Genomic DNA, 22,062 nt, shown 5'->3' with positions numbered 1-22,062 from the left:
AACCTCAGTCTACTACTGCGGCGCGGATGGCGTCGGAAAGCCGTTCGACAATCAAATCGATTTCTTCAGGCTGAATGATGTAGGGTGGTGCTAGCAGCACGTGGTCGCCCTGCGCGCCGTCGATCGTACCGCCCATTGGGTAGCACATAAGGCCTCTGCGCATGGCTTCCTTCTTGATGCGGGAATGCATCTTGCGGGCCGGATCGAAAGGTTGCTTGGTGTCTTTGTCGGCCACGATCTCGACGCCGCGGAAAAGACCACGACCGCGGATGTCGCCGACATAGGGTGATTGTCCAAGTGCCTCATCGAGCCCGGCCTGGAGGCGCTTGCCCATCCGGATGACGTTTGCCATCATGTCCGGGCGCGTGATTATTTCAACCACCTTACTGGCTGCCGCTGCTGCGATCGGATGTCCGATATAGGTATGTCCATGCTGAAACAGACCCGACCCGTCGGCGAACGCACGGTAGATCTTTTCGGAGAGCAATACCGCTCCGATCGGCTGAAAGCCGCCGCCCAGTCCCTTCGCAATCGTGACCAGATCCGCGACAATGCCCTCCTGCTCCATAGCGAAGATTGTGCCGGTACGCCCCATTCCGCACATGACCTCGTCGAGGATCAGCAAGATGCCATACTTGTCGCACACCTGCCGAACCCGCTTGAAATAGTCCGAAACCGGGCCAACGGCACCCAGCGTCGCACCGACCACCGGCTCGGCGACGAAGGCCATGACCTTGTCCGCGCCAAGTTCAAGAACCTTGTCTTCCAGTTCCGCAGCAAGACGCTCGGCATAAGCCTCCGGCGTTTCGCCCACCTGCAGGTCGCGGTAGGCATAGCAAGGAGAAACATGATGCGTTTCAGGCAAGATCGGCTTGAACTGGGCACGGCGCCAGGCATTGCCGCCTGTTGCCAAGGCACCGATCGTATTGCCGTGATAGCTTTGCCGACGTGCGATGATGTGGCGCCGCTGCGGCTGCCCGACTTCGACAAAATACTGGCGCGCCATTTTGAGAGCGGCCTCGACAGCTTCCGAACCGCCAGACACCAGATAGACATAATCGAGGCCTTCGGGCGCAAGTTCAACCAATTGCTCGGCAAGCCGCTCGGCGACGTCGGTCGTGAAGAACGACGTATGGGCGTAGCTGATCCGACCCATCTGTAGCTTCATTGCGTCAAGAACTTCTGGATGATTGTGCCCGAGGCAACTGACGGCGGCGCCCCCCGACCCATCCAGGTAGCTCCTGCCCTCGCTATCCACGACGTAGATGCCCTCCCCCGCGACCGCGGTTGGCAGAGTTGTTCCGATCGTTCGATGGAGAATTTTTGTCATGGTCATCTCGGGGTGCTTATCCGTCCGGCTTTCGAACGTTTCCATCCATTGATTTGCAGGTTTTGGCGAAATATGCAACAACTGTTTTATAAATTACGTTTTGATGCATTTGTTTTCCCGCTCTCAAGTCAGAATTTTTGGAGCGGTTGTGATGTGAGATAGCCGACGGCTGTTTGACTTTTTAGTTCCCGAGAGAGATGGTCCAGGTGAATTATGACATCGTATGTGAGGCAAATGTTGCAAAAAGGCCCATTACACGCTCGGATCATCGAGCGATTCGACGACATGTCCGAGCAGTTGCAGCAAGCGGCTCGACACATATTGGAACATCCGCAGGAGGTGGCGCTCGTTTCGATGCGCGAACTCGCGCGGAATGCCGGTGTTCAGCCATCGACAATGACGAGGCTGGCGAAGTTTCTTGAATTCTCCGGGTATGAAGATTTCCGAGAGCAACACGCCGACGTCATCAGGGTGAGCGCCGACGGATTTGCGGCCAGGGCTTTACAAAGAGAAGAAGGGGCGGCGAATGGTGAGGGCTTGGCTTATAGGATGCTCCAAGGTCTCTCCGCGCAGATCGATCGGCTCCGCGACCCTGATACGATTTCGCGTTTGGATACAATGGCGGAGCACCTGGCAAAAGCGAGGCGGATTTTCGTGCTCGGCTTGCGTTCGTGCCACTCGGTCGCGTGGCATTTCCACTACGTCATGACATTGCTCGGCGAAAAGACTGTCCACTTGGATGGTCCGGCTGGAACAAGCGGCGACCCCCTCATCCGCGCAACTCATGAGGACGTGCTTTTGGCGATTTCCATCAACCCCTATTCGCTTCAGACGCTTGAGCTTGCCGAGGCCGCCCGTGAGAAGGGACTGTCCATCCTGGCGATCACCGACAGCGAAGTGTCTCCCCTGGTGACGATCGCAGAGCACGTTGTCTTCTTTCCGACTGAAAGCCAAACATTCTTTCACACGCTGGCGCCAGCGCTGGCCGTCTCTGAAGTTCTATGTGGTCTACTGGCGAGCCGAGATCGTGCGGCGGCCTTGAAAGAGTTGAAGCTAGCCGATCGCCATCTTTCTGCAATGAACACGTATGCGACGTCCATTCCGCGACGAAAGATTTAGCGACGTTTACGAGGCCGGCTACTCGCGCCAACGGCGCCTCCTGACCTTGCAACCGGAATTGAAGTTATTCGCACATCAGTCGATGTCCGATGAGTGGACCTGATGGTTGCCGCGGAATTGTCCCGCAAAGAACGGACTGACAGCAAATAGGGAACGCGCCGTCACCCGAGGGATGACCGTCTAATGCGTCAATGAAACCAGAGCTTGCCTAGAAAGTCCGTCGTGACCGGCTTCGGCTTTGAGCACAAGCGATTGATGAGCTCCATTGCGCAGTAAATGCGCCGGGCAGTCTTCGAGCCAGGAGCCCGCCCCAGAGTTCGCTCTGGGACAGGCAGTCAGTTTCACGGCTGCGAGTTACGGAGCCGGCATGAGTATGATGACTCAGGTCGCGGCGACCGGAGCACTCTTCAACGCCCCTCTTCCGCGCCAAAGCGTGAAATAAAGCGCAACCAGCCAGACGATTGGCAACATTGTCAGCAAAGCGCCAACGGCAGCGATCGTCGGGTCAAGTTGCTGCTTCAGGTTTTCCAGCATTTTCAATGGCAATGTCGGGATCGCATAGCCACTGACAAACGACGTGATGATGACCTCGTCGAAGGAAGCCAAGAACGCGAAGAGCGCGCCGCCGATGATACCAGAGCGGATTAACGGGAGAGTAACCCGCATGAACGTCTGGGTCGGCCCGGCGCGCATGCTCATTGCCGCCTGTTCCAGCCTCCTGTCGAATCCTGCGAGTGTCGCAAGGACGATGACAACGACATAGCCGATGGCTCCGATCGTCTGGCCCAGGATGATCCCGGTGTTCGTTCCAACCAATCCTAGTTTGGCCAGCCCGGTATAGACAGCAACACCAACAACAATGATTGGGAAGGTAATCGGCGTCAGGATCACCATGGTTAGACCCGAGCGCAAGCGCGACGAGCACCGGCTGAGGCCAAACGCTGCCAATGTGCCGACTATGGTCGATACCACGCTGACAATTACGCCGAATTGGAAGCTGTTCCACAATGCGCCGATCCACGAGGGGTCGTTGAAGAACGAATAGTACCATCTGAGCGAAACAGCCTTAGGTGGGAACTCGAGGAACTCCCCTGCATTGAACGAGACGATGATCACGATGAAACCGGGCGCCAATAGATAGATGACAACGACGGCAAGGAATGCTGCCCCCGCAATCTTGGACCACGGGGTTTCCCGCTGCGCTTGATGGAGCTTTGCTGCCCAGCGTCGCGCCCGATACGGGACGAGAAACTCGTTGAGATAGCGGGATGCCTTGTCGAATGAAGGCAGTTTACGTCGTCGGGCGTTCTGCTCGCTTGAAGCAGGCTGTCCATGCGCGCCGGCGAGATTGACGCCCGCTACGGAAAGAACCGCGAGCGCCATCGCCAACAATATAAAGGCTGCCGCGGCGGTCGCCGCAATGTTCAACGATGTTGTAAGCTGCGAATTGATGAGGGTTGAAAGCATGGTGTCGCCCAAGCCGCCCAATGCTTGTGGCGTGATGTAAAAGCCCAGGCAAACAACAAAAACCAATATGCAGCCGCTTCGAACGCCCGGGACACTAAGAGGTACGAAGACCCGGAGAAAGGCGGTGAACGGCTTTGCGCCCATGCTGCGAGCGGCTGCCATCAAGGAAGTATCAATGCTCATCATCACGCTGACAATCGGCAAAATCATCATGGGCAACATGATATGCACCATGCCAACATAAACAGCGAAACGATTATAGATGAGAGACAAAGGGCTATCGATTATGCCCGAATTGAGCAACACGCGGTTGATCAATCCACTATCACCCAAGACGACAGTCCATGCGTAGGTCCGAACCAGAGCACTCGTCAGCCAAGGTAGGAAGACAAGCACCAGGAGGATTGGTCTTGCACGGCCGGCGATCGTAATCAAATAAGCCGTCGGGTAGCCGATGATCAAACAAAGTGCCGTGGCTATGAAGCTGATCTTGAAGGTCTGAATCAGGATCAGGACAAATGAGCGCTGTTCGAAAAAAGCGATATAATTCGCAAAAGACAGATTTGGCGCATTGAGGCTGGTCGCGAAAAGAAGGAGCATGGGTATGCCGAAAATCGCAAACAGCACAGCGAACGCTGGCAAAGTTAGCAACATCGGCGTGGACCGGATTCTCTGAAGTGTTGTCATGGATGCTGTCCTTCCGCTTTACGCAGCGACAAACCGGATGTCGGATCGAAGCCAATCAAGGCGAACCTCTTCGCCCGGACGGAAGACTTGCTGGCCCGATGCCACATGTTCGCGCGCGATCAGCGTCGCATTCCCAACCCGCACCCGGTACTTCCTCAAGGGTCCAGCATAGATCATATCGTCCACGATCCCCGAGACGGACTGTCTGTGGTCCGCATCTGCGCGCCTTGCTGCTGAAGGCACACTGACGCAAATGCGCTCCGGCCGAAGCATCGATACCATACCGGAAGAAGGAACAACGTCCGATTCAATCTTGAAATCAACGCTTTCGAGGATATTTGCTTCACCCAGGAAGTTGGCGACAAAGCGCGTTTTGGGGCGATCGTACAAGGCCTCCGGTGTATCGATCTGCTCGATTTGACCGGCGCGCATGACAACGATGCGGTCCGAAAGCGTGAGTGCTTCTTCTTGATCGTGGGTGACGCAGATGGTCGTTTTCCCAAACTCCTTGTGCAGCTCTTTGATTTCCACTTGCATCTGCTCGCGCAGATTTCGATCGAGCGCGCCCAGCGGTTCGTCCAGCAGCAAAATCGGTGGATCTGCAATCAAGGCGCGCGCGACGGCCACGCGTTGTTGCTGGCCCCCACTCAATTGTGATGGCATGCGCTCGCCAAACTCACCCAGGCGAACACGCTCAAGCATTCTTTTGACCCGCGACGCTCTGTCAGAGGCCTTGATGCCGCGCATTTCGAGCGGGAACTCCAAGTTGTGATGCACCGTAAGGTGCGGGAAAAGTGCATAGCTCTGGAAGACAATGCCTTGGTCGCGGCGGTAAGACGGGACTTCGGACACGGACTTGCCGGAAATGAGGATGTCTCCTCCGGTAGGGGTCGTGAAGCCGGCGAGCAGCATCAATGCTGTCGTTTTGCCAGAACCGCTCGGTCCAAGAATCGTAAGGAACTCGCCGCGCGAAACAGAAAGGGAGATATCCTTAACCGCAGCAACGGCCCCATAGATCTTGGAAACATTGCGAAATTCGATTTGAGCGGTATCCGGAAGCTTCTGCAACACTTCGTCCTCGGCAGGAAGATGATTTTTCAGATTCAAGTTCATTACGATACTCCAGCAGGACTGATGAGCAACTTTGGCATGCAGTCCCGTAAGGCAGGTAGTGGGAAGAGGTGGCGCTAACCTTTGACGGCCCGCGCCGACTGGACGAGCGCCACCGATAGATCGTTGGGGACAGAGGATTACTGAAGAATCCACTCATTCCAACGCTGCACAAGCCGCTCCTTGTTCGACTTTCCGTCCGATCCAACCTCGGCATACCATTTGGCGTTCATAGCGAAGCTGATCGCCTCGTAGTCGGGATGCGACGCAAGTTTTCGGGCGACATCGTCAGGAATCAATTTGAAGGCGTTCTTGTTCGTTGGGCCCTGCGCGATAAGCTTTGCAAACTCGGCCTGTCGGTCCGGGCGGCTTGTCAGCGCAATAAATTTTTGAGCATTTTCGGCATTCGGACTGCCCTTCGGGATGCACCAATAGTCCGTTGTCAGTTTCGCCTGGTTGCGGTTGATCTCGATTGGCCCACCTTCATCAATAAGGGTAAGTGCGCGCGCGTCATAGGACTGCACGATGTCGGCGATGTTGTCTCGCATGATCTGAAGAATTTCCGACCCGCTCGTCCACCATTTGCGAATGTGCGGCTTGATCTTGTCCAAGCTTGCAAACACGCGGTCGATATCCATCGGGTAGAGCTTGTCCATCGGAACGCCATCCGCGAGCAATGCTTCTTCCCAAGGCCCACTTCCGTATTCGCCGGTATTGATGGAGCGAACGCCAGGGAACTTCTTGACGTCCCAGAATTCCGCCCAGGTGGTCGGCCGGGGCTTTCCTGCCGGGAACTTCTTCGTGTTCCAGACCATATTCACCGAGTATACGTACGAAGCAAAGCCGTTCGGTTGCCTCCAGTTTTCTGCGATTGCTTCCAGGTCTTCCTTCTTCCAGATGGAATAATCGATCTTTTCGAGGTAGCCCTTGGCAGTAAGCGGATCGACATTGGTTTGACCAAGGTTGACGACGTCGGCCGAAACGTTTTTGGTATCGACCATCATCGCAATCTGTGTCGATGAGAAGTCCGCATTGACGCGCGTCACCTTGACTCCGGTCTCGGCCTCAAAGGACTCGACGTAAGCCTTCATCACCGCATCGCCCCAGTTGCCGCCGCTCATGTTGACTTTGAGCTCGCCGGTGGAGGCGGCCGTTGCACGGCCGGCCGCGGAAGCCAACGCGCCTACCGCAATTGCGGTCGAAGTAGCCTGCATGAACCGCCGGCGATTTATCAGAATGCTCATTTCGTTCTCCCTCTGTTAATTCCTTGCTCATGGCGCACGGGGATCTCACTTCATCAGTGTACGGCGAACACGACGCCGGCGATGTCAGACCAACGCACGCGGTTCCTGCGTTTCCACTCGGTCCCGCATTCACCAAGACGGTGGCGCATAAACGATTGCAGTGTTCAGGCAGCAGCCTCCTCGACCGCTACCATCTATGTCCTAACGCAACACGATAAGGAATGCAACAAATGTTTTATAACGCTCAATATGCATCAAGCGTATTATTGATATCTGAGCCTTTGGTCGCCTCAGTTTACCATCTGCCGAACACTGCTGCCGACGCCAGCCCTACGGGAGCGCCTGCAGGCTCTGGACTTCCGGGACGTGGTTTTTAACCGTACCTGATTCAAATGGATCATTGACACAATAGCGACTCATATGTTTCATTCGGTTCCAAAGAGGCCGATTCATCCGCGTAAGCGCGGTCGCTGATCGGCATCATTTCACTCTGCGAACCGCCGGTCGAAGACACCAGGTAAGCTTTCAGGAAAAGAGAAGAGGTCAGATGGCATACTTGGGCAATAATGTGCGTGAGTATCGGTACAAGCTACTAAATGAACTGATGGATCGCGAGAACCTGGATGCTGTCGCTTTCGCAAGCACAGAGTTCTTTCAGTTCGCGACCAACTTCCAGACGGATGTCACCACCTGGGAGCGGCCAATTCTCTGTGTCGTCCCGAGGAACGGCGCGCCGTTTGTTGTCCTCAATGAGCTTTCGACAAACAATTGGCGATATGCGCACGAAGACGGGCGTCTTTGGGTATCCGACACAAGCTTTTATGCGGAGCATCCAGTCCTCTCCAATCGAATGCATCTTGTGCATGAATGGCCGGAGATGGTTGCCGAAAAACTACGAAGTGCAGGTCTCGGGAGAGCTCGCATCGGGACCGATGTTGGTGGCGGTCCATTGCAGAAGGCGTTCGCGCTGCTACCTGAGGCCCGTCCTCTAATGAAGACGCAAGAGTTTCGAGCGCTTCGTTGGGTCAAGCATCCCGAAGAGATCGCACTCATGCGCGAGATAGCGAGCTTGACCGACTGGTTACAGGATCGCTACCGGGAGAGTATCCGTCCGGGTCGGCTCCTGATGGAATTGGATATGATGATGGGAGCCGAGTTAGCGCAGGAGGCCGCACGACGCTTTCCAGCGCAGGATGTTGCCTTGCTCGACCTGTGGTCGATCTCGGGTCCACCGTCGGCAGCTCCACACGGGGACGGCAAGCGATCCGGTGCGATCCTCGAAAAAGGACACGTGATGATCAACTTGATTATCCCCCGCATTAATGGAGTGGTCGTGGAGAATGAGCGGACCTGGTTCTGTGGCAAGCCGGATACCCGGCAGGAACGCTTCTTCGAGGTCGCGCTCGCTGCAAATGAAGCTGGAATTGAAGCCGCTGTGGCGGGTCGACCGGTGTCGGGAATTGATGCAGCAGCGCAGGCAATCATCGAAAAAGCGGGTTTTGGAAACTACATCATGCACCGGACAGGACACGGCATGGGCTTGTTGTGCCACGAGTACCCCGGAGACATGGCATTCAATCACCGTGCCTTGCTCGAAAACGAAGTTTATTCGGTCGAGCCCGGATTGTATGTTTATGGACTCGGCGGCTTCCGACAAGACGATACGGTCGTCATCGGGGAAAAGCCTGAAGTGCTGACACGGGCGTCTAAGGATCTAAGAAGCCAGACTGTTCTGTGACACTTCGTCCCGACAGAATCTAGTCGCGATCGCGATTTTGCCGCTTTGCCCTTTGGTCATCGCTCCGGTGGAGCGGTGGCACGCCCAGAGCCGCGAACGGCCTACCATAAAGCTGCTAGTGGGATCGCTTGGCTAACACGGTCGCGCCCCGCAATCCGCACCCTCCAGGCCGGCGCCCCTGCACTGGTAAGACAAATGCCGCAAAACACTACGTACTGAACCATATGTCGCACACTCACAGGAGCGTTTGCATGACCGATTCTCGCTTTCAGGCCCAGGCCGAGCCGAACGAAAATCCAGTATACCGCCTTGATCTCAGTGCCAAAGCTGCAGGCAGAGAGAAACTCGGCCCATTGGAATCGACGTATGTGTATGCGCACGAAGGTGTCAGGCTCGCTTTGGACGTGGTTCGTCCGATGGGCGATAGCGCGGATCATAAGCGCAACACCATCTTGGTTATGACCTGTTATGGGCGCGGAAAGAAGGGCGAGCCGTCCAATCAATATGCGGATTTGTTCGTTCCAGAAGGCTATGCGGTGGTGGTTGGAGATGTTCGCGGTACCGGCGCCTCGTTCGGCGTTTGGCCAGGTCACCGCTCGCGCGAAGAAATCCTCGACTTTAGTTACGTGTTAGACTGGATCGCTGCACAGCCTTGGTCGACGGGCAATGTGCTTGCGTACGGCGTGTCCTACACCGCCAACTCTGCAGACCTTATTGCTTCGAGAAATCATCCCGCCCTGAAAGGCATCGTGCCGCGCTATGTCGACTACGATATCTTTTTCGAAACCTATCCAGGAGGTGTTCCGAACCTTACCTCGACAGGTGGAGTCAACGGTTGAATCGTTGAACAGAGACGAAAAATAGCGAGATCAATGCTGATCGCGCCTCAACTCTCCGTGCGGGAATTCGTCCGGTGGGAAGCCAAGCGGAGTTGACGACCGCGCTGCAAGAACACGGCCGCGCGCCGTCATTCCAGCCGGTCGAGCAAACCACGTCCTTGACGATTGGCTCAGCAAACGTTCTGGGTTCGATTTCTCTCCACGAGGCGTCGGCTGACCTTATCTCGCAATCGGGGGTTCCGATTCAAAATTGGGGCAGTTGGTTCGATTCTGGGTCGCCCCTCGGGTCTATCCGGCGATTTCTACTCCAGTCGAACCCATGAACATCATTCTTGGTCCGTGGAACCATGGCGGCCGCAAACCATATGACCCACTGCGTGCTGATGTTCAGGACTGCGCTCCGATCATGGCGGCGCAACACGCAAATGATATTCGATTCATTGATGCTTGTTTCACGGGCGAGGCTGCTCTGCAGGCCGATAAAGTCATTCACTACTACACGTGCGGCGAGGGATCCTGGAAGTCAACGCGCTCATGGCCAGTCCCGGCCGTCCGACAACGATGGCATATGGCAAGTGGCTCGCGCCTGAGCTCATCGCCGAGTGACACGGGCTACGACACTCTGCAGGTTGACCGTGAACTGGGGGACGTCCTCTCAACAGATGGGACACCAATGGTGGCATTGGAACATGGGAAATCGATTATAGAGATCGGCGACAGTTCGATGCGGCTCGACTGGCCTATACGAGCGAACCGCTGCAGAATGATTTGGAGATCACCGGGCATCCAGTTGTGGATCTGAACATAACCTCAACCCGTGAAGACGGTATTTTCTTCGTCTATTTGGAAGCAGTTAAACCTGATGGGACCTCCTGCTACCTTACAGAAGGCCAGTTGCGTGCGCGTCATCGGAAAGTATGGACTGCCTCGCCTTTCGGCGCGCTCGGACCACAACAAAGCTATTTGGAAAGCGACGCCGAGCCGCTCACACCAGGAGAACCGACCAGATTGGCGTTTACACTGTTACCGATTTCGGCGCTCATACCAGCGGACTATAGCTTGAGGGTGTGTCTAGCGGGAAGCGAGAGCACGAGTTTCGCCAATGTACCCGCTGACGGAGAACCGCCGCAGCTCAAGTTGCATCGCGGTCCTCACGGTTGCTACATCGATTTACCCGTTGTTGAACGGTGAGGGCAGTCTTCATCTCCCATAAAGAGAGCGGCGTCGTTAATTCGGCGTCGCCTCCAGCAAAGTGATAGTTTCCGACCCGACTTGGGATAGTCTCATCTTCGCTCGAAGCGCCGCGGAGAGCTTTAGAATTCACTCTCGTGCGGGTGGAGCGCCGTCGGGCGAACTACCTACAAAAGTCCGCGCCGATACAGAATGCGGACCCAAACCGACCGGCCGTCAATGTAGATCATGCTGAGCGTCTGGCATACATCGACGCGTTTCGAGCCGTGCATTTCAGTTAGCAAGGAAAGAAGGCGCGAGAGCCTGCGCGTATAGGCCTGCGAGATCGCACATCTCGAGGGTATAATGTTCGGCAGCATCCAAGAGGTTGATCCAACCAATGACCTCGTTCCGCCAAACGACTGCGGTATTCAATACACCCACGAGGCCCATTTTGATCAATGTTTCGTGGTCGGCAAAGTAGCGCTTCATGTCTTCGCAATCTTTGCCCAGAAAGTGCCGACCAGCGCCGACACGCCTACTCCACTCGTCATCGGCGAGGGGCTTCGTTCCTCCGAGGGGACTGTAATGAGGTCGGTCGAGTAGATCCGCCGCATAACGCCTGCGGCTCTATCAACCTTGAGGAGGGTAAAGAGCTTGTGGCCAAATTCCTCCTGGAAAGCGTTGTCTGCCAATGCCATTAAGGCTTCGGAATCCGACAGGCGGCCGGCGCGCTCGTGAAATACGACGAGCCGTTGATACTGATCGTCTCTGAGATGATAGCTCATATCTTTCCTTGCAACTTCGCAATGGGGTTTGTGGGATTTTTCACCTGGCCGGGCCTTGAACAGACCGGCTGCAGTTTTTTTGACGTGGCTGATCGCTGCCCGACGCACCCGTGGGTTCGGTCCCCGGACGACGACGTCGCACCGCTCGGCGACTTGAGGCCGCATTAGACGACGCGCATTGTTCCGCTTAGTGCAGCTCGCTCGTCACGAGCCGCATGTATCCGCCACTCGATGCGGTCTGGAAAAAGCTCGAAAACACTCGTCGCGAGGGTCCGGGAGTCTTTCCAATCCTTGAAGATTAGAGTGGTCTCGTCAAACAGCACCGCTTCTGCTCCACCCGCCAACGCGCCTTCGCCGATCATTCGATCCGCCGCTGCTTGTCGGTCACGGGAGGAAGCGCCGATGGTCTGCTTCACCCCACTGAACTCGCTGGAGAGCAGATGGTTGGCATGCGCTCGCGGTTCAGCAACCTCTACCACGACGCAGCCTGAGGCCGGCGCTTCGACAGAGAGTACCTTGCGGGTCTTCGCATCGCCAAGAGTGTGATGGAATCCACACGAGCGGTCATTGCGCTTCAAAATGCCGACCGCTTCGTCCAAACTTTTAGCATCAAGAATGGCGCGGCAAAGAACCTGTCGGGGCACGCCAGGTTTTTGGTCGTTCGGGGTGATCGCGTTGATCGTCTGGACCAGGCCGGTCTCGTTCAGGCGGAAGGTACCGCCCGGCAGCATGCCCGCGGTCATAAAGCTGCTCCACGCCGGCCCCACATCGGGCTCAATCTCCACCCAGAAATTGGCACCCAGCGATTCGGGCTCGCCGTCCTCATTGTGGGCGATAACCGCCGGCCCATTGCATTCAGCTGGTATTAGGACAGTCGTGCAGCCCATTCCGGCAACAGCTTTTGCCGCGGAGGCGGCGTCTGGAATCTGCAGATCAGTCTGGCAATTCAATAGGAAGATGGTCTCGAAATCCTTGCCGGCACCTTCTGCGATACCCTCGATTTCGCGCACGTAGCGGGGATATGCCGCGCGGGCTGCAGCTTCCAAATTCTTCAAATATTCCGATCCGCGCCATCGAGCATCTAGAGCGCGAAATTGCTCCGTGCCAAGCCGATACTCGAGGAAGCTTGTGGCATTGGCCTTCCCGAGCGCACAACCAATCGAGAAGGCGTCGCCCTTGGCGTGCACACTGGTTATGAGGTTTTTGTCATTGAGTTCTCTGCTTTCCGCTTACTGTCGGTATGTTTCGGAGAGACTGCTGGCGCTGTCGTCAGAAGTGGGAGAGCGTTTGGTTTTCAGGTCGTGGCTCCCCTTCCGCTGCCAGGCCGCTCAGCCAAATTCATTGCGGCGCGTCGAGGCTAAGTATCCTGCATAAATCATTTGATACAAATTAATGCTTTATGAGTCAATTGCTTCATTCTCCGACTGAAAAGCTGTGTCGGCCCCCGGCTCTACGGCGCTCTTGCTAGATCGCTGATGCAATACCCCGGCCAGCCAAGGCAACGAGAGGATCCCTGAAGCAATTACGATCACTCAAGGGTGCAAAGGTCTGAGCGGTCGTTATTGTGACGGTAGTACACGAGTATTCTTCGGACCGCGTGATTACCGATATCGCCAGTAGGCTGGGTGATGCTCCATTCCACCGTGCGCCGATCAAAACATCGCACACCTAGATCCGTCAAACAAAAAATTTACAAGATCTTTACGTCCGCAATTCGCTGAGGATGGTACGTTCACTGCAGATCTGTGGCCGGGCGTAGCTAGCAAGGTTGATGCGGATACGCTCGGACCGCCGCAAATCCCGCAACGGAGGGTCAGCAGTCAATGGCAAGAAGAGCGCTCATCCTGCTTGAAGGCAACGGACATGGTACTGGTGAGCAATATGTCCAAGCTGCCAAGAGTTTTGGCCTTCATCCAATTACCCTATCGACCGATCCAGCTCAGTACCCCTATCTCGCAGCGGGAGGTGTTGAAGCAATCCAAGTCGATACAGACAATCTCCATGCGCTGATCAACGAATGCTCTCGGCTGGGTAAGACCTACGAAATTGTTGGCATTACAAGCGCCGAGGAGAAGGTCTACGCGACCGCCGGAAAGCTCTGCCAGCAATTCGATTTACCGGGACCAAACCCCGCTTCGGTCGAACAATGTTGCGACAAATTCATTCAACGTCGCCTGCTCGCTGATGGAGGCGTTCCGATACCTGCTTATCGCCTGGCCACTAACGCGGCGGAGGTTGAAAGCTGTGCCGCGGAAATCGGCCTGCCAGTGGTGGTCAAGCCTGCGATCGGGGGTATCGGCGGCATCGGTGTTCGACTGTGCCGAAACGTCGCCGAGTTGGCCGAACATACGGCCCATCTTTTAGGTGGGAAGCATACATGGCGGTCTTCACCGAAGATCCTGGTCGAAGAATTCGCACAGGGCCCGTTCTATGAAGCCGACACGATGGGAAATGAGGTCATTGGGATTAGCGCCGCCGATTTCGATCATCCACCACATTTTCTCTTTCGTGAGAGCATCTTTCCGGCCCTGCTGACTAACGACGAGCACGAGCGAATCTCCGACGTGGCGCTGCGCTGTTTGGGAGCTCTGGGACTTGGGTGGGGGCCAACCAACATTGAATTGCGGTGGACGACGCGTGGCCCAGTTGTAATAGAAGTCAATCCGCGTATTGCGGGCGGAACCTATCCTCGGCGGGCTCATCTTGCTTATGGTGTCGATCTCGTAACCGAGCACATTAAGCTTGCCACCGGCGTGGAATGTGACTTACGCACCACGTATCTCCAGACTGCAGCCGTGCGATTCCTACTCCCTGATCGCGATGGCACCCTCAGTTGGATCGACGGCGACAGTCGGGCGGCTGCCGTGTCGGGCGTTGTAGAGGTCAAATTTTATGTTAAGCCTAAGACGCAGATAGTCAGGAAAGGTGACTACCGGGACCGCATAGGACATGTGATCGCCGCTTCATCCAGCTTTGCACAGACCAAGGCCATACTTCAGCATGCGGTCGGTCTAATCGATTGGTCGATCACGCCATTCTCTACCTCTGGCGAAGAAGAACACGCCGTGCCGTTAAACTCCTCCAGCAGCCTCAAAGGCTCTAGGTAAAGGGCAATTCGCAATGAATATTGAGTTGCCCAGTGTAGATTGCAGAGACGTGCGTTCCTTTTAGCGAGGCAACACTTGATGACCACGGCGCAATTAATTTCCGCTCATCGAATAATCGTGAAGATTGGCTCTGCACTAATTGCCGACGGAGAAACCGGAGACATTCGCGGTTCTTGGCTTGAAACGATGATAGAAGATGTGGTCCGATTTTTCTCACGTGGGCAGCAGGTGATCATCGTGACCTCCGGTGCTGTCGCGGTTGGGTCACGTCACTTCAATGAGTTTGACGTTCCTCTGAGAAGTGAAGAGCGACAAGCGGCTGCAGCCATCGGTCAAGTTCGACTCATGCTTGCCTTCGAACAGAGCTTAAAACGGTTTGGATTTGGACTCGGACAAATACTATTGATGGGCGAAGATCTACGCAACCCGCATCGCCGACTCAATGTTCTGTCAACTGTTCGACAAATCCTCAAAGTTGGCGCCGTTCCCGTTATCAATGAGAACGACACAACCGCAACTGCCGAAACCCGTTTTGGCGACAATGATCGTTTGGCGGCCCAGCTCGCAGAGTTGGTGCAGGCTGACATAATTATTTTGCTTTCCAACATAGATGGCCTCTTCACGGAAGATCCACACGACAACCCGTCGGCCCGTTTGATCACAGAGGTGCGACGCATTACCCCCCAAATAGAGGCCATGGCCGGTCATTCCGTCTCTCGTCATAGTTCGGGTGGCATGCTGACGAAGTTGATGGCAGCAAGGATCGCCATGGATGCCGGGTGTAACATGATCATCGCGAAGGGAAACAAATCTTACCCGCTGTCGGCCATCGAGAACGGTGGCCCATCAACCTGGTTTGTCCCGTTTGCAAGGGATAGGAGCGACCGCCACACTTGTGGCAACAACCTACCGCAGGCTCAATAATCGTCCTGCATTGCTGATTATTGGTAGCGCTCTTTTCAGTGCACGTCGTAAATCGTTTTGAAGAGCGGCGGCTTATGCTGGCTGGCTTTTGAAGTTGAAGGGCAGCAGATCCTCGATATTGGGTACGCATTCGGCGAGTACCGCATTAATTTCGTATTTGCACGTGATAAGCTCTCGCAATGGATATCGACGAAGACAAGATCGACGATGCGGTGCTGGCGCTGTTGTGGCTGACGCTGCATGACGGGTATCGAGCCTGGAAGGGTTTGGACTGGGAGACGACGGATCGTTTGTTCAAGAAGGGGCTGATCGCCGATCCGGTGAACAAGTCGAAGTCGTTGATCTTAACGGATGAAGGCCTGCAACGGTCAGAGGAGCTGTTTCGGGAACTGTTTACGCGGCCGCCGCAATAGGTGCCGCCTTTTCGGCCTTCCAAGCCCACGGCAACAACTCGTCGATCCTGTTTGCCGGGTGGTCGGCGATACGGGCAAGCACATCGGCAAGCCAGGCCTGCGGATCGACATGGTTCATCTTTGCGGTGACGATCAAACTGTACATGGCGGCAGCTCGTTGACCACCACGGTCGGAGCCGGCGAATAGCCAAGCCTTTCTTCCCAATGCAATTCCGCGCAGCGAACGCTCTGCCGCGTTGTTCGACAGGCAGATCCGGCCATCGTCGAGGAAACGAGTAAACGATACCCAGCGGTTCAACATGTAGTCGAACGCTTTGGCCAGATCATTGTCGCGAGACAGCTTGGCACGTTGCTCGCGCACCCACCGCTCCATGTTGGCGATCAGTGGCTTGCTATGCTGCTGACGCGTCGCCTTGCGCTCATCGGCCGTCTGGCCATTGATCTGACGTTCGATCTCGAACAGCGCATCGATCCGGCGCACCATCTCGATGGCGATTGGTGAGATGACGGCAGCGGGTTTGCCCTGAGCCTTGCGCCGGGCATTGGCCTCGAGATCGGCCATGATGAAGAATGGTCGCCTTGCGTGCGCCCAGCACGCTGCCTCATAGATCGGACATGGACTGCGATCAGGAAGATAGAGCTTGGTATAACCGCCATAGGCATCTGCTTGCAGGATGCCGCAATAGCCGGCCAGATGCGCCTGCGGATGGTCACCGCTGCGGTCGCGGGAATAATAGAACATCGCCGACGGCGGCGCCGTGCCACCGAACGCGGCATCATCGTGCACATATGTCCAGATCCGAGCAGTATCGGTCTTGCCGGCTGCGAGAACCGGAACCGTGGTATCGTCGCCGTGAATCCGCTCGGCTGCAAAGGTGTGAGCCTCGATCCGCCTCAGGATTGGATCAAGGGCATGGCAACAAGAACCGATAGCATCGGCTGCCGTCGACAGGCTGATTGACACGCCCTCAAGCGCAAATCGTTCCACCTGACGATTAAGGGGAATGTGTTGGCCGAATTTGTCGTAGAGGATCATCGCCAGAAGGCTTGGACCTGCCCAGCCTCTGGGAATGACGTGGAATGGGGCCGGTGCCTGGCTGATCTTCTCGCAGTCGCGGCAGGTGAACTTCTCGCGCACCGTCTGAATGACTTTCCAGGAGCGTGGAATGCTCTCCATCGTCTCGGTGACATCTTCGCCCAGCTTGCGCAGCCGGTCACTACCGCAGCAGCTGCAGGCGACCGGACCGGGCACAACGACACGCTCGCGCGGCAGGTGATCGGGGAATGGCTTCTTAACGGGGCGTTTGCGTGTGAAGCCGGCGACAGCAATGGGGGCGGCCGCAGCAATGGCCATTTCAGCGGCAAGTTCATCCTCGGTGGCCGCCGCCTCGGCATCCTCGAGCATCAGCTCCATTTGAGCGATCAGCCTGGCAGTCCGCTCCGATTTCTGACCACGCAATTGCCTTTGCAGCTTTTCGATATGGACCTTCTGACGCAGAATGGTGGCTTGATCGTCCGCTTCCTTGGCTTTGGCGACGGCAAGTTCGGCTAAGGCAACGGCGCGCTCCGCACGCGCCACGACCAGCTCTGCTTCAAGTGCAGCGGCATAATCGGAGTGGTTTTCCAGGCCGTTTTCCATGTCCGGATCAAACCACAAACCACTGATTTGCATAGCTTTTCTTCAAGGTTCGAGCCGCAAAATGCACCTATCCGGCGCTCGTCGGACGCCATGTCTGTTGCGGATTTCGCCAGTCTATTCCCTCAAGAAGGTAGGACATCTGCCCGGCTGTAAGGGCAATGGCTCCGTCCACTGTCGCCGGCCAAATAAAGTGGCCTCGGTCGAGCCGTTTGGCATAAAGCGATAGTCCGACACCGTCATGCCATAGGGCCTTGATCAATCGACCATTTCTCCCGCGGAAAACAAAAACGTCGCCCTGGAACGGATTGCGGCTAAGCCCCTCTTGCACGATGAGAGCCAACCCCTGCATACCCTTGCGCATATCGCAGTGACCGCTGGCAATCCACACTCTGACGTTCGAACTGATCGGGATCATCGTCCCTCCAGCACATCAAGCACGCGCGACAACGTCGAGGCATCAAAGTCACGAGTGACCCGCACCGACCGGCCCCGGCCAACATGGATTTCGATCGCAGAAGACGCCGTCGCAGCCGGCATTCCCATTGCCGAGTCCGGCGCCTGTTGTACCTTCACCGGAACGAAGGCGCGCGGCTCTTCCGCTCTCTCTGCAACACCAAGCTCACGACGCCACCGATAAACCAGTGACCGATCAACGTCGTGACGTCGCGCAACCTCCGTCACCGTCATCTCGCCAGTCAGCGTCTCCGAAACGATCGATTCCTTGGAAGTTCGTGTGAACTTCCGGCGCCGCATACTGCCCGCCAAAATCTCAAGCTGATGGATAGACACGTCGTTATCCTCGTTGTTAGCAACGTGGCGATACCGCTCACCTCAGCAAAACATCGCTATCACCGTGACAAAGCAAGGCGGTCCTCGGCGTGGGGATACGATATTGGCATCGTCGGGGCGCCGCAGCAGCGGTGAGGACGTGCCGCAACCAGGCGAAGGTCCGACACGGCAGGCACGACAGGTCAGTATCAGGCTATAAATGACGTCGCTGGCCTTGGCACCCTGGACCGTGTCGCTAGACAGACGAGCCAACTCTCTTCCAGTGGCGAAGATTCTGATATCACGTTCCAGCAAATTGTTGCCGATCGGCATCCTGCCTTCGTCGTAAGCGTGACTTTCGCTGCATGTTGACGCCAACACGCTGATTGGTATCGGCTCAACGTTTGGAACCGTATCGTGTCAGGCGGCCTCGGTTCTGGCGAAGTTGAACGGCAGCAGGCGAGTTCGAATTGGGCGTGCTAAGAACTCGAATGCTCGATGCCGCCAGATCGAAAGCGCGGTGCGGCGAATTGCGCCTTTCTGTGCCGTTCGGCTACATTTTGCGTCGAGAGGCGGGGCTTGGGCTTGATCCCGAGTTGCGTCTGCAAAATGTGATCCGATCCATCTTCGCCCGCTTCCACTAACACGGCAACGCACGCCAGGTGCTGCTGTCTACGACGAAAGATCAGATTCACTTCCCACGGCCGTCGGACGAAGGGCGTATGACCAGTTTCGTCTGGACATGAGTCCGTTATCGCAATGTGATCGGCATCCTCAAGAACTGAACCGCGCCGGGTTTGCCGGAGGCTCCAACTCGTGAGAAAGTGGAGCCGATATGAGCAAGACGACCAACAAATTTTCACCTGAAGTTCGTGACCGAGCCATCCGCATGGTTTTGGACCATGAGGCCGAGCATCCATCCCGGTGGGCGGCAGTTTCATCCATAGCCGCCAAGATTGGCTGCTCGGCACATACGCTGCATGAGTGGGTGAAGAAGGCCGATGTTGACAGCGGCAAACGAGCAGGCCTTCCAAGCGACGTCGCCGAGAAGATGAAGGCCCTTGAGCGGGAGAACCGCGAGCTTCGACAGGCCAATGAGATTTTGCGCAAGGCGTCGGCTTATTTTGCCCAGGCGGAGCTCGACCGCCCACTGAAGCGATGATTTCCTTCATCGACGAACACCGCTCAAAGTTCGGGGTCGAGCCGATCTGCAGGCTGCTGCCGATTGCCCCGTCCACTTACTATGACGCCATCGCCAAGCGCACGGACGTGGACCGCCTGTCGGCCCGCGCTCGTCGCGACGCGGCCATGAAGGTCGAGATACGCCGAGTGTTCAATGAGAATTTCCAAGTCTACGGCGTGCGGAAAGTATGGCGGCAGTTGCAGCGGGAAGGCTTCGACATAGCTCGATGCACTGTTTCTCGGCTTATGAGAATGATGGGTCTTCAGGGCATTATCCGTGGAAAGCCCGTCAAAACGACCGTGTCTGACAAGGCCGCTCTATGTCCGCTCGACCGCGTGAACCGCCAGTTCTGCGCTCCCGCGCCGAACATGTTGTGGCTTTCCGATTTCACGTATGTAGCCACTTGGCAAGGCTTCGTTTACGTCGCTTTCGTGATCGACGCGTTCGCCCGCCGCATCGTCGGCTGGCGGGCGAGCCGAACCGCTCATGCGGGTTTCGTCCTCGATGCCCTGGACCAGGCACTCCATGACCGGCGGCCAGTCCATCGCGGTGGTCTCATCCACCACTCCGACAGGGGTGTTCAATACGTATCGATCAAGTATTCCGAACGGCTGGCGGAGGCAGGCATCGAGCCTTCCGTTGGAAGCGTCGGCGACAGTTACGACAACGCTCTCGCCGAAACGATCAACGGCCTCTACAAGGCCGAGGTCATCCATCGGCGGGGACCATGGCGCAATTTCGAAGCCGTGGAGTTCGCCACACTCGAATGGGTGGATTGGTTGTTTAATCGCATCGCACAGGTCAAGCCCGTTCGTCCAGATTTTGTGTGAGGATAATCACCGGCCGGGAGCGGGGTTGTTTCCGCGGTCGGCAGGAGCCGCCGCATCATGGTCTTCGCAGGAATGGCCTTCCTATGTTCAACACGCAGTTTTAGGAACTGCATCCAATCTAAACGGAATGACCAGACCCACGTCCGCGGCAGGGACCTCTCACGCGACGATCGTGACGCGCAGAATTTCTGACTTTTAGGGCCTCGGATTATGCGGGAACGACAACCAACCGGTTGAATGGCTCTCCCATCTTCAGCATCCTGTGCATGATGACGGCCAACTTACGCGCCACTGCAACGGCGGCACGCTTGATACCGAGACGCTCTCGAAGCCTGAGCCCCAATCCTTGAGGCTACTGTCATTTCGGGACTTGGTTCGCGTGAGCATCACCATCGCCGCTTCGTAGAGAAGGCTTCGCAAGTGGCTATCTCCACGACGGGAGATGTGGCCGTCGTAATCGATTTCTCCGGATTGATATCGTCTCGTGGTCAATCCGAGCCAGGCGCCGACAGAGCGAGATCGCTTGAAGTTGTCCGGATCTTCAATCGCGGATGAGAACGACAGCGAGGTGATGGCGCCGATACCCGGGATTGTCATCAGTAATTTGGCTGCCTTGCTGTTGCGCGCCGCTGCCAGCAACTGCCGGTCCAAGTTGGCAACATGCTTGCGGATGTCGCGCCATGCATCGACCAGAGGTAATATCACCTTGGCCAGATTGTCGTTGCCGGCGAGCAGTTCTCGAACGTGCCCTCGAATACCTGGCCTTTGCTCCTTGGCACGATGAGGCCAAACGTCTTCATCACACCACGGATTTGGTTGCTGAGCTGGATCGACATGCCCGCGACCTGCTTGCGAACGCCGATCAAAGTGCGGGTCAGCATGGCATCGAAGCCCTTCACGCGAACAGCCTTGTAAAAGCCGGCCTCGGCCAATTGCGCTAATCCATCCGCGTCATTGGCATCGGTCTTGTTTAGCGTTTCGTTCAAAATTTTCTGCGCGTGGCGCGCTTCGATACAAATCACAGGCAATCCCTCAGACGATAGCGCGTGGTAGAACCATGTCGAGAGTGGACCCGTCTCGAAAACCACGCGCTTCACATTGGGTGCTTGCTTGCGAATAATTGCTGCCAGGACTGTGGGATCTGATGCGCACTTGCCTCGCCAAATCCGCGAGCCGCCTTGCCGAATCGAAATCGCGGTCTCTTTCTGCGAAACATCAAGGCCGATATACTGTTCCATGGTTGCTCTCCATTCGATGCTTGGGCCTGGTGCAGATCGTGAGCCCGTTTTTCCATCTTATCGGGGGGCAACCACCCCGCAATGAACTTGGTTGTCAGAGGGGATCGCACCGCGATTACCCCATGTTCAACAACCGGCGTCTTCTGGAGCCCATAGGAAACATTCCGCCTGCCGAAGCCGAAGAACGTTACTATGCCATGCTGGACGCGCCAGCCATGGCCGCATAACTTAAACCAAACGGCCTCCGGCAAACCCGGCGCGGTTCAAACTTTCTACGCAGGCGTCTACGTCTATGGAAAGAGCGAGAAGCGCGTCCAGCCAAGCCCCAGCCACGCGCGCCAAAAAATCAGCACGCCGCAAGACAAGCGCATGACATGCGCGGCGGCAACAACATCAGATGGTGCTTCGAAAAACAACGGCTCAATCATTCCTTACATTGGCCGTGTCAAATTGGGTCCATTTCTGTTC

General features: G+C 56.3%; 18 protein-coding genes, 3 pseudogenes and 1 other annotated feature. Of the genes and pseudogenes, 9 read left to right on the top strand and 12 right to left on the bottom strand.

Features of this window, described 5'->3' with window-relative positions; translation table 11 throughout:
• Positions 1-4: 4 nt before the first annotated feature.
• Positions 5-1,330 carry an aspartate aminotransferase family protein gene (locus CCGE531_RS31525; protein WP_120671017.1) on the bottom strand — a complete coding sequence of 442 codons (1,326 nt, stop codon included), beginning with the start codon at positions 1,328-1,330 and terminating at the stop codon, positions 5-7.
• A gap of 234 nt (positions 1,331-1,564) precedes the next feature.
• On the opposite strand from CCGE531_RS31525, the gene CCGE531_RS31520 reads away from it, so the two are divergent.
• A complete protein-coding gene (locus CCGE531_RS31520) occupies positions 1,565-2,449 on the top strand; it encodes a MurR/RpiR family transcriptional regulator (RefSeq protein WP_004128868.1) in 885 nt (294 codons plus the stop codon).
• Between the two features lie 381 nt (positions 2,450-2,830).
• Here the strand turns inward: CCGE531_RS31520 and CCGE531_RS31515 are convergent, their stop codons facing one another.
• From CCGE531_RS31515 to CCGE531_RS31505, 3 genes are all read right to left on the bottom strand, one after another.
• On the bottom strand, positions 2,831-4,603 hold the full coding sequence (locus CCGE531_RS31515) for an ABC transporter permease subunit (RefSeq protein WP_120670875.1): 1,773 nt from the start codon (positions 4,601-4,603) through the stop codon (positions 2,831-2,833).
• An 18-nt stretch (positions 4,604-4,621) separates the two neighbouring features.
• The gene (locus CCGE531_RS31510; protein ID WP_004128856.1) at positions 4,622-5,716 is read right to left on the bottom strand and encodes an ABC transporter ATP-binding protein; all 1,095 of its coding nucleotides are present in this window, start codon (positions 5,714-5,716) and stop codon (positions 4,622-4,624) included.
• Positions 5,717-5,853: 137 nt separating this feature from the next.
• Entirely contained in the window at positions 5,854-6,957 is a 1,104-nt protein-coding gene (locus CCGE531_RS31505) for an ABC transporter substrate-binding protein (protein ID WP_004128854.1), read from the bottom strand.
• A 547-nt stretch (positions 6,958-7,504) separates the two neighbouring features.
• Here CCGE531_RS31505 and CCGE531_RS31495 point away from each other — a divergent pair.
• The 3 genes from CCGE531_RS31495 to CCGE531_RS35100 all read left to right on the top strand — a co-directional run bounded on the left by CCGE531_RS31495 (position 7,505) and on the right by CCGE531_RS35100 (position 10,725).
• Positions 7,505-8,695 (top strand): Xaa-Pro peptidase family protein, encoded by a 1,191-nt coding sequence (locus CCGE531_RS31495; RefSeq protein WP_004128852.1) that lies wholly within the window; start codon positions 7,505-7,507, stop codon positions 8,693-8,695.
• 251 nt (positions 8,696-8,946) lie between these two features.
• A complete protein-coding gene (locus CCGE531_RS35105) occupies positions 8,947-9,534 on the top strand; it encodes a CocE/NonD family hydrolase (protein WP_245459545.1) in 588 nt (195 codons plus the stop codon).
• A 681-nt stretch (positions 9,535-10,215) separates the two neighbouring features.
• Positions 10,216-10,725: a CocE/NonD family hydrolase gene (locus CCGE531_RS35100; RefSeq protein WP_348633860.1), complete on the top strand. Its 510-nt coding sequence runs from the start codon at positions 10,216-10,218 to the stop codon at positions 10,723-10,725.
• Positions 10,726-10,998: 273 nt separating this feature from the next.
• Here CCGE531_RS35100 and CCGE531_RS35095 read toward each other — a convergent pair whose 3' ends face one another.
• The 3 genes from CCGE531_RS35095 to CCGE531_RS31480 form a co-directional block, all read right to left on the bottom strand.
• Positions 10,999-11,196 carry a hypothetical protein gene (locus CCGE531_RS35095; protein ID WP_245459544.1) on the bottom strand — a complete coding sequence of 66 codons (198 nt, stop codon included), beginning with the start codon at positions 11,194-11,196 and terminating at the stop codon, positions 10,999-11,001.
• Positions 11,193-11,492 (bottom strand): hypothetical protein, encoded by a 300-nt coding sequence (locus tag CCGE531_RS35090; RefSeq protein ID WP_245459542.1) that lies wholly within the window; start codon positions 11,490-11,492, stop codon positions 11,193-11,195. Before CCGE531_RS35090 ends, CCGE531_RS35095 begins: the two co-directional genes overlap by 4 nt.
• A gap of 164 nt (positions 11,493-11,656) precedes the next feature.
• Complete coding sequence (locus tag CCGE531_RS31480; RefSeq protein WP_245459540.1) at positions 11,657-12,679, bottom strand: C45 family peptidase; 1,023 nt, start codon at positions 12,677-12,679, stop codon at positions 11,657-11,659.
• Between the two features lie 636 nt (positions 12,680-13,315).
• On the opposite strand from CCGE531_RS31480, the gene CCGE531_RS31475 reads away from it, so the two are divergent.
• The 3 genes from CCGE531_RS31475 (at position 13,316) to CCGE531_RS31465 (ending at position 15,936) form a co-directional block, all read left to right on the top strand.
• Positions 13,316-14,599, top strand: a complete 1,284-nt coding sequence (locus CCGE531_RS31475; RefSeq protein ID WP_004128847.1) for an acetyl-CoA carboxylase biotin carboxylase subunit family protein — start codon at positions 13,316-13,318, stop codon at positions 14,597-14,599.
• A gap of 78 nt (positions 14,600-14,677) precedes the next feature.
• On the top strand, positions 14,678-15,523 hold the full coding sequence (proB, locus tag CCGE531_RS31470; protein WP_120670872.1) for a glutamate 5-kinase: 846 nt from the start codon (positions 14,678-14,680) through the stop codon (positions 15,521-15,523).
• A 179-nt stretch (positions 15,524-15,702) separates the two neighbouring features.
• Positions 15,703-15,936, top strand: a complete 234-nt coding sequence (locus CCGE531_RS31465; RefSeq protein ID WP_004129017.1) for a DUF6429 family protein — start codon at positions 15,703-15,705, stop codon at positions 15,934-15,936.
• Here the strand turns inward: CCGE531_RS31465 and CCGE531_RS31460 are convergent.
• From CCGE531_RS31460 to CCGE531_RS35085, 4 genes and pseudogenes are all read right to left on the bottom strand, one after another.
• Positions 15,917-17,575, bottom strand: coding sequence for an IS66 family transposase (locus CCGE531_RS31460; RefSeq protein WP_120671016.1), 1,659 nt, complete (start codon positions 17,573-17,575; stop codon positions 15,917-15,919). The genes CCGE531_RS31465 and CCGE531_RS31460 overlap by 20 nt on opposite strands.
• A gap of 67 nt (positions 17,576-17,642) precedes the next feature.
• Positions 17,643-17,990: an IS66 family insertion sequence element accessory protein TnpB gene (gene tnpB, locus CCGE531_RS31455; protein WP_120670858.1), complete on the bottom strand. Its 348-nt coding sequence runs from the start codon at positions 17,988-17,990 to the stop codon at positions 17,643-17,645.
• Positions 17,987-18,364 carry a transposase gene (locus CCGE531_RS31450; RefSeq protein WP_004126183.1) on the bottom strand — a complete coding sequence of 126 codons (378 nt, stop codon included), beginning with the start codon at positions 18,362-18,364 and terminating at the stop codon, positions 17,987-17,989. Before CCGE531_RS31450 ends, tnpB begins: the two co-directional genes overlap by 4 nt.
• 42 nt (positions 18,365-18,406) lie before the next feature.
• Positions 18,407-18,688, bottom strand: a pseudogene (locus CCGE531_RS35085) (hypothetical protein); the annotation flags it as partial.
• Positions 18,689-18,804: 116 nt separating this feature from the next.
• Between CCGE531_RS35085 and CCGE531_RS31440 the strand changes: the two are divergent.
• Both CCGE531_RS31440 and CCGE531_RS31435 read left to right on the top strand, forming a co-directional pair.
• Positions 18,805-19,086: pseudogene (locus CCGE531_RS31440) on the top strand (serine recombinase); the annotation flags it as partial.
• A 92-nt stretch (positions 19,087-19,178) separates the two neighbouring features.
• A protein-coding gene (locus tag CCGE531_RS31435; protein ID WP_245459538.1) for an IS3 family transposase occupies positions 19,179-20,356 on the top strand; the annotation gives its coding sequence in 2 pieces (ribosomal slippage) (positions 19,179-19,470 and positions 19,470-20,356; 1,179 coding nt in all).
• Positions 19,460-19,576 (top strand) — a sequence feature (AL1L pseudoknot). It overlaps the preceding gene by 117 nt.
• 208 nt (positions 20,357-20,564) lie before the next feature.
• On the opposite strand, the pseudogene CCGE531_RS31430 reads toward CCGE531_RS31435, so the two are convergent.
• Positions 20,565-21,594 (bottom strand): annotated as a pseudogene (locus tag CCGE531_RS31430) (IS110 family transposase).
• Positions 21,595-22,062 lie beyond the last annotated feature (468 nt).

This window comes from Rhizobium sp. CCGE531, from assembly GCF_003627795.1.
Lineage (GTDB): Bacteria > Pseudomonadota > Alphaproteobacteria > Rhizobiales > Rhizobiaceae > Rhizobium.
The sequence above is the reverse complement of the archived record's forward strand: the minus strand, read 5'-3'. Positions and strand labels throughout refer to the sequence as shown.